The 8,040-nt window shown below is 35.0% G+C and carries 7 protein-coding genes; 3 read left to right on the top strand and 4 right to left on the bottom strand.

Annotated elements, in window-relative coordinates; genetic code table 11:
- Positions 1–112: 112 nt before the first annotated feature.
- A complete protein-coding gene (locus V7014_RS11650; RefSeq protein ID WP_335507284.1) occupies positions 113–919 on the bottom strand; it encodes a hypothetical protein in 807 nt (268 codons plus the stop codon).
- Positions 920–1,163: 244 nt separating this feature from the next.
- Here V7014_RS11650 and V7014_RS11655 point away from each other — a divergent pair, with 244 nt between their 5' ends.
- The 3 genes from V7014_RS11655 to V7014_RS11665 are packed head-to-tail and all read left to right on the top strand — an operon-like array spanning position 1,164 to position 2,834.
- Positions 1,164–1,637, top strand: coding sequence for a methylated-DNA--[protein]-cysteine S-methyltransferase (locus tag V7014_RS11655; RefSeq protein ID WP_335507286.1), 474 nt, complete (start codon positions 1,164–1,166; stop codon positions 1,635–1,637).
- A complete protein-coding gene (locus V7014_RS11660) occupies positions 1,624–2,229 on the top strand; it encodes a DNA-3-methyladenine glycosylase family protein (protein WP_335507288.1) in 606 nt (201 codons plus the stop codon). The genes V7014_RS11655 and V7014_RS11660 overlap by 14 nt, the downstream gene beginning before the upstream one ends.
- 32 nt (positions 2,230–2,261) lie before the next feature.
- On the top strand, positions 2,262–2,834 hold the full coding sequence (locus V7014_RS11665) for a bifunctional transcriptional activator/DNA repair enzyme AdaA (RefSeq protein ID WP_335507290.1): 573 nt from the start codon (positions 2,262–2,264) through the stop codon (positions 2,832–2,834).
- A 22-nt stretch (positions 2,835–2,856) separates the two neighbouring features.
- Here V7014_RS11665 and V7014_RS11670 read toward each other — a convergent pair whose 3' ends face one another.
- The 3 genes from V7014_RS11670 to V7014_RS11680 all read right to left on the bottom strand — a co-directional run bounded on the left by V7014_RS11670 (position 2,857) and on the right by V7014_RS11680 (position 7,887).
- Positions 2,857–3,645: an HAD family hydrolase gene (locus V7014_RS11670; RefSeq protein WP_335507292.1), complete on the bottom strand. Its 789-nt coding sequence runs from the start codon at positions 3,643–3,645 to the stop codon at positions 2,857–2,859.
- Between the two features lie 138 nt (positions 3,646–3,783).
- Positions 3,784–5,124: an amino acid permease gene (locus V7014_RS11675; protein ID WP_335507294.1), complete on the bottom strand. Its 1,341-nt coding sequence runs from the start codon at positions 5,122–5,124 to the stop codon at positions 3,784–3,786.
- 495 nt (positions 5,125–5,619) lie between these two features.
- Positions 5,620–7,887, bottom strand: coding sequence for a family 10 glycosylhydrolase (locus V7014_RS11680; RefSeq protein WP_335507295.1), 2,268 nt, complete (start codon positions 7,885–7,887; stop codon positions 5,620–5,622).
- Positions 7,888–8,040 lie beyond the last annotated feature (153 nt).

Consider the following 8,040-nt stretch of genomic DNA (forward strand, 5'->3'; position numbering starts at 1 on the left):
CCAGTTAGAACAGGATAAAGTTTTTGAAAACAATCAAAAAACACCTTCGCTTAAAAGGTGTTTTTTGTTATTCCATATTTCATTCAGCGCACAACTAACTAATACACTATTTTTACTTCTTTACTATGGATGTCACATGGATATGAATAGCAGTAATTTCAATACTTAATAGATCCAAGAAGCATTGATGTATTTCCAGCTGCAGCTTCTTCATTATTTCGAATATCTCATATGATATCGGAAAGGCAATCCCAACATTCAAACTTACTGCTAATTGTTCCTCAAAAGAAACTTTAATAGTATCATAATGCAAAACATAAGGATTCATAATACAAATCTGTTGAACAATATCAATAAATACTTTTTTCTCAATTTGTATACTTCCTTTATGAAAATCTGGGAATACAATAGTTGTTTCACCTATCCGCTCTTTCTTATGTGAAAAAATCTCCATTCCTTTTTGAATCAATTTCTTGAAGAAGTTTTGTTCTACTTGTTTGTAAGGAATCGGTATGATGTGCTTACCTTCAGTCTTTCTTATATATTGCGCCATCTTAATCTCACTCGAAGTACGAATATCTTCCACATAATAATAACGCTGAATTTTTCCCAACTCTAAACGTTCTGCAATTAACCTTGTCATTCTATCAGATGTTCCAATTATAAGAATTTTACCAATGAAGTAACTCTTCAATGCTTGTTGTACTTCTTTACGATGATCTTCATCAGTGAATGTAGCACGTTTTACAGCAGCTAATGAATATTTCTCAAACTTAGCCGAAGTTCCAGCTACCTTATGCCCATTCACAATTAATAAACCATCATCAATAATGGCGGGGATCATTTTCTGATGAGCAAACGCTAGTGCACTCGTGCTTTTACCCGTGCCGCTTGAACCACTTAACGAGAAAATTTCCATTCTGTACACCCTATTTCCCTTTTTTCTAAATTATATATTTTTTCTGATAAAATATTCAAATAAGATAAGCAGAAATGCACGGTAACTGAAACTGAATTTCTTTATCATCAATTGTTTCGACTAAAGTACAACAATACCGATTAAAGTATAGAACAAATTAGATGGTGAAATACTGTAAGACTATCTTCAACAGTATTTGCTATACTTTACTTAGTTAAGTGAAACAATTGGGGGACTATTACCTATGAAAAATGTATTTTTCTATCAAACCAACATTGGAAAACTAGGAATTGCTCAAGAAGGACAATCGATAACGAATATTTATTTTCAGACTGAGAGCGTACCTGAGGATTTAATTGAATTTGAAACAAAATTAATTAAAGAAGCCGGACAACAATTACAGGAATATTTCGCAGGAAAAAGAAAAGATTTCACCATCCCACTTGCACCAAATGGTACACCATTCATGCAAAGTGTCTGGAAGGCTTTATCGGAAATTCCCTATGGCGAAACGAGAAGCTATAAAGACATAGCGGAAAGAATTGAAAATCCAAAGGCCGTTCGTGCAGTAGGGCTTGCTAATAACCGTAATCCATTGCCTGTAGTTATTCCATGTCACCGTGTTATAGGCGCAAATGGAAAACTAGTTGGTTATGGTGGAGGTCTTGACATTAAAATACTTCTTTTAGAATTGGAGAAAAAACATGGAAACATTTAAATATGATGATGTCGAACTCGAATATCTAAAGAAAAAAGACAAAAAGCTAGCCCTTCTCATTGAACAAGTTGGTATGATCGAACGGAAAGTTACGCCAGATTTATTTACTGCTCTTATTAGCAGTGTTGTAAGTCAACAGATATCTACGAAAGCTGCCGCTACTGTTTGGAGCAGAATAAATCAACGCTTTGGAGCAATAACTCCACAGGTCATTGCTAATGCTACAGTAGAAGAAATACAACAATGCGGTTTATCTACTCGAAAAGCAAACTATATAAAAGGGATTGGCGATGCGGTTATCAATGGAAAATTACAATTAGCCGACTTCCCCAAACTAACCGATCAAGAAGTGATTGAACAATTATCCTCCTTGAATGGAATCGGAGTATGGACAGCTGAGATGTTATTGATTTTTTCCCTGCAACGTTCGGACATAGTAAGTTGGGGTGATCTCGGTATTCGTAGAGGAATAATGAGATTGTATGGACTAGAAGACTTAACTAAAGAGCAGTTTAATAAATACAAAAAGCGCTATTCTCCGTACGGGTCTGTTGCTTCACTCTATATTTGGGAACTAGGAAACAATAAGTAATAGAACAAGCTTGTTTTAAAAGGGATGATGTTATGAACTTAACAGATTACGATAAATGGAATGCCGTTAAAGATTGTGATGAAAGCTATGATCAAAAGTTTTTATACGGTGTAAAGACAACGGGAATTTATTGTAAACCATCATGCAAATCAAAAACACCTCTATTTGACAACATCGTTTTTTTCGACTGCAAAGAGCAAGCTGTTGCCTTTGGATTACGACCTTGCAAACGTTGCCGACCAGACCTACTTTCCTACGAACCAACACAGGAATTAGTTCAGCAAGTCAAGCAAATTTACGACATATACTATACTGACCACAATCAACTAGCGTTAGAGATTAAAAGCATAAACATTAGCCAGAATCACCTGATTCGGCTTTTTACTAAAACATATGATGTAACTCCTATCGAGTATATTAATACATTGCGCATTAAGAAAGCTGCTGAACTCCTTATTAAAAGCGAAATGAATGTACTAAATATAGCAACACTTTCTGGATTCCGAAGCTTGTCTAATTTTTATCTCTGCTTTAAGAGACAAATTGAAATGACTCCAATTGAATATAGACAAACAAAGCTGAACAAAAAGGTACTCCCGATGTAATGGAAGTACCTTTTACTATATATTATTTTCTTAAATCTTCCAGAATTGAAAATAATTCTTCTAAATGCTTAATTTCATAAGTTGGAACAACTTCATTTCGTTCTTTATCATGACGATTAATCCACACAGATTTCATACCTGCACGAGAAGCTCCAAGAACATCAGTCATTAAATTATCTCCGACCATAATTGCCTCATCTTTCGTTACATTCATAATCTCAAGTGCGTGTTCAAAAATCGTAACGTCCGGCTTCCCTTTACCAAAATCACCTGAAATGACGATTTTATCGAAATAAGGTACTAATTCTGGTGTAATTTCAAGTTTCGTATTTTGCAATTCCGGTGATCCGTTAGTCAATAACAATAATGCATATTCACCTTTTAACTTGTCTAGTACTTGGAACGTTTCTTCATATAAAAATGGTAGTTTTCTTCTTTCTTGAGGAAAGCGTTCTGCTAACTCTGCACCAAATTCTGCGTCATCGATACCAAGTACTTTCAAACCTTGTGTCCATGCATTTTTTCGATAACCTGGTGCAATCTCTTTCATATTAGGAAATTCTAAGCTATCATCACCAAAGTTACCCCAAAGTCCTTCAAATGGATTAATTCCTATCATTTTCGTAAACTCATACGTTTCATAAGATGCATACAATTCTTGTGCAGCTGTACGCACCGCTTCTTCTAACTTACCTGCTTCAACGCCAACCTTCTCTGCTGCGTATTCACAAGTTGCTTTGAACGCCTCTCTAATACTTTTATGATCCCAAAGAAGCGTATCATCTAGATCGAAAAAAACTGCTTTAACCATTACTTATCCCCAACTCCTATCTCGTCGATAGTACTATCATACACACGATCATTTTTTTTGAAAAGAATGAACTAATAGAATAGATATATTAACTCTAGAAGATGTAAAGCCGATTTCATAAAGAAATCGGCTTTCTATTTATACGGTTTTTTTTATTTTATAAGCAATAAACACAATAATAAACCAAATCGGTGTCAACAACAACGATACACGCGTTGCTTCAGCAAATAGCATAATAACTAATATAGCGAAAAACAATGCTAACACTACATAGTTTATAAACGGTGTAAAAGGTGCTTTAAATTCCGATTCCGCGTGTAAGTCAGGACGTGTTTTTTTATATTTAATATGTGATATTAAAATAATACTCCATACCCAAATAAAACAAATCGCACTAATCGTTGTAACAATCGTAAAGGCTTGCTCTGGAAGCAGCTTACTAATTAGCGCACCTATTGAAACAACAATTGTCGAAGTATACAAAGCATTACTTGGAACATGGTTGCGATTCAATTTAGAAAGCTTAGCAGGAGCTTCCTTATTGTTACTCAACGTATACAGTATTCTACTTGTTGAAAACATTCCGCTATTACAAGCAGAGGCTGCAGAAGTTAACACGACAAAATTAATAATTCCTGCTGCAATTGGTATACCAACCAGCGTGAACACTTGTACAAACGGACTGCTGGCCGCACTTAGTTGATTCCAAGGGTTGATACATAATATAACAAATAAAGCCCCAACATAAAACAGCAATATACGGACTGGAATCTTATTAATGGCAGAAGGTATATTCTTCTTAGGATCGGACGTTTCAGCAGCGGTAACCCCAACTAATTCTACACCAACAAATGCAAATAGGACCATTTGAAACGAAAGTAAAAATCCTGTAATACCATTTGGAAATAGGCCGCCATGTTCCCATAAATTATTAATGGACACTGTACCCGTATTCGTTTTAAAACCTATAATAAGTAAAATAACCCCAACAACAATTAAAGCGATAATTGTAATAACTTTAATAATAGCAAACCAAAATTCTAATTCTCCAAACAATTTTACCGTTAATAAATTAAAACACATTAGTATAATTAAACAAATTATCGCTGGTACCCACTGTGGTATATCAAACCAGTATTGCATGTAAACACCAACAGCAATAATATCAGCCATCGCCACCATAATCCAACAAAACCAATAGGTCCATCCTGTAACAAATCCAGCCCATGGTCCAATATATTCAGCAGCAAATTCTGTAAAAGACATATAGCCTGAATTAGACAATAACAATTCTCCTAAAGCTCTCATTACAAAAAACACGGCAATGCCGACAATTAAATACGCGAAAATAATCGATGGTCCCGCTAATTGAATCGACTTACCAGAGCCTAAAAATAAGCCAGTACCAATCGTTCCTCCTATAGCAATTAATTGTACATGCCGATTTTTTAAATCTCTTTTCAACTCTTTATTTGCCACATCTAGTTCCCCCAAATTTTGGATATAAAACAGTTAAATATTCTCTCAATTTATGTTGTTTTACTTACTGAATTAATAGAATATTCAGCCTTTTTACAAGTGTAAGAAGTAAAAACTACCTAACACGTAATTTTAATACACAATATTATATCACTTTTACTCGATAAAGCACAAAACTTTTTAATTACTATTTTTCCCATATTAATCTTAGAAGAATTTTTCTCTTCATTTTCTAGGACGTTAGTAAACTATTATAAGCTTGACCATCCATACAAAGGGGGTGTCCCATAAGGTAATGGTATTTTAGATTTCTACATAGGCATTCGTCTAATTTAAATGGATTTTTATCTTTCCCGAAAGCGCCAAAGGTGGGCATTTTAAAGATACATAGCAAGCATAACAAATTTCTCGTAACCTATAACGAAGGGCTAAAAAGCGTAAAAGGGCGTTCGAAAAGTGATTGAAATCACTTTTCGAACAGCCCCTTCTTTAATATTACTTCACTAAATTAGCAGTAGGAACAAAGCCTACTACATTATTACTTGATTTAATAAGTGACCAGCTTCCTACTTGGTAGCCGATTGTTACAACATTGTTCTTCTTCAATGTTCCTACTTGTGCATACTTATCTGAAGGACCTTTTCGAACGGATAAAGAATCCGGTTGAACTGACATGCTTTCAGTAAATGAAATAGCTGGGCTATTTATACGAAGATTGTAATCAATAGCTCTTGCTAAAAATACAGCATAGTCAGCTCTAATAATGTTCAAGTCAGCACCGAAACTACCATCTGCCATACCTTGTGCAATACCTCTAGATGTTAAAGCTTTAGCAGCTCCAGATAGTGATCCACCAAAGTTATAATCAAACGCTTTACTGATCATTACAGCCATCTCACCACGAGTGATTTTATCGTATGGCTTGAATGTACCATCACTGTAACCAGACAGAATTTTTTGATCTACAGCCGATTGAATGTATCCGGATGCAAAGTTGCTAGAACTAACATCTTTAAATGAAGTCTTTCTCTGTGTACCATCAAGATTTAGTGCACGTCCAATCATCGCTGCCGCTTCAGCACGTGTTACGTGTTGACTAGGATTATAGTATCCTTTCGTATCCCCACCAACAATTTCACCTTCTGCTAAATAGGCAATTTCTTTATACGCACGATGTGCAGAGTTAATATCCTTAAAGATATAGACTACTTCTTCAATATCTCCTACTTTTGCAACAGTTGCATCATTGCTTTCCACACCTGTTGGTGATACTGCTGTAACTCCATACGTATATGTGTTCTTTGGATTCGCTGTCTTGTCTACGAATGTTGTATTTCCATTCGTATTATAAACAACATCCACTATGTTTTTTGGATCTGTATATGAACCTTCTTTATCGCCATCAAAACGATAGATAACATATTTCTTCGGTTTAAAACTGTTTTTATCATTGATTGCTAGCTTAATACCAGTCTCTTCCACAGTTGCTTGTACTGTCGTTGGCTTTGATGGTACAGTAGCGTTCTTCCAAGGTACCGCAGGTGTTAAAGCAGTGTAATTATACAGGTTGTCCTTAATATAAGAAGCATACCCAAGACGATTGCTTTGAAGGTCACTTAATGAAAAATGCATTTGTCCCTTCACATTCGCCTTTGTTCTATTTGCTACTATTTGATTTGGTAATTCCATTTTGTTATTCCATGCCGTATCTGAATCTTTGGCTACCTTATAATCAGCTACACCAATATACAGATTTACAGGATGAACCTTCGCATATGTTTGAACTTCATTGTTCCACCAATCTAGTAAAATAGAATAGTTTGCGGCTTTAAAGCTTCTAGACCAATAGATTTGAGGAGTAATATAGTCAATTGTTCCATCTTTAATCCATTGTCTAGTATCAGCGTATAAACTATCATAATTCGCTGAACCATTCGTATCGCTTCCTGTTGGATCATTTGACTTATTACGCCAAATGCCACGAGGAGATATACCAAATTGAACATTTGAATCAATAGACTCGATAGATTCATATAAATTTTCAATTAATACATTTACATTATCTCGACGCCAGTCTTCTATATTTTTAAATGAAGTTCCATATTTCTTGAACGTCTCTTGATCAGGGAAACCCTTACCTGGATAAAAATAATCATCCATATGTACAGCATCAATATCATAATTTGATACTAATTCTTTCACTGTATCAGTCAAATAATCACGTACTTCTGGAAGACCAGGATTTAGAAAATATTTACCATCATATTTAACTACCCACTCAGGGTGTTTACGAGCCACATTATCTGGCGATAAACTTTTGTACGCCGATTCTGATGTAGCTACTCGATACGGATTCACCCATGCATGCAGTTCCATTCCTCGGCTGTGGGCTTCGTCTAACATAATTTGTAACGGGTCATATCCAGGGCTCGTCCCTTGTGTTTTACCCGTAATGAATGTTGACCAAGGCGCTAGCTTTGAAGGATATAATGCGTCATTCATTGGTTTCACTTGAAAAATAACTGTGTTAAACTTTTTTCCCTTTAAGTCATCTAATGTATTACGTACCCAAGTTGTATATTGAGCTTTCGTCATACCTGCTTTCATATCTATATTCCACACAGTGGAAATCCAAGCTGCACGCATTTCATTCTTTGGTGCAGCATTGCTTGCTCCTTTAGCTTGTACAGGAAGCATGGAAATGAGTAATATAAATGTCATCACGACTGACATTGCTACACGAAATAGACTTTTTTTCTTCATATGTATAATACTCCTCCTATCCAAAATATATTTCGTTACATTTACCAATATACAATCTTAACAGTTATAACACTATGAATCATTATATTCATCTGATTTATTCAAATACTTATATTTTTTAAGATTGCTAGATTTATTTTTATAAAGTGAAAC

Source organism: Bacillus sp. JJ722, assembly GCF_036963345.1.
GTDB lineage: Bacteria > Bacillota > Bacilli > Bacillales > DSM-1321 > Bacillus_AD.

Bases quoted from the DNA above. Each gene is read 5' to 3' on its own strand.
- V7014_RS11650 (WP_335507284.1), bottom strand. From the start codon at position 919: ATGGAAATTTTCTCGTTAAGTGGTTCAAGCGGCACGGGTAAAAGCACG.
- V7014_RS11655 (WP_335507286.1), top strand. From the start codon at position 1,164: ATGAAAAATGTATTTTTCTATCAAACCAACATTGGAAAACTAGGAATT.
- V7014_RS11660 (WP_335507288.1), top strand. From the start codon at position 1,624: ATGGAAACATTTAAATATGATGATGTCGAACTCGAATATCTAAAGAAA.
- V7014_RS11665 (WP_335507290.1), top strand. From the start codon at position 2,262: ATGAACTTAACAGATTACGATAAATGGAATGCCGTTAAAGATTGTGAT.
- V7014_RS11670 (WP_335507292.1), bottom strand. From the start codon at position 3,645: ATGGTTAAAGCAGTTTTTTTCGATCTAGATGATACGCTTCTTTGGGAT.
- V7014_RS11680 (WP_335507295.1), bottom strand. From the start codon at position 7,887: ATGAAGAAAAAAAGTCTATTTCGTGTAGCAATGTCAGTCGTGATGACA.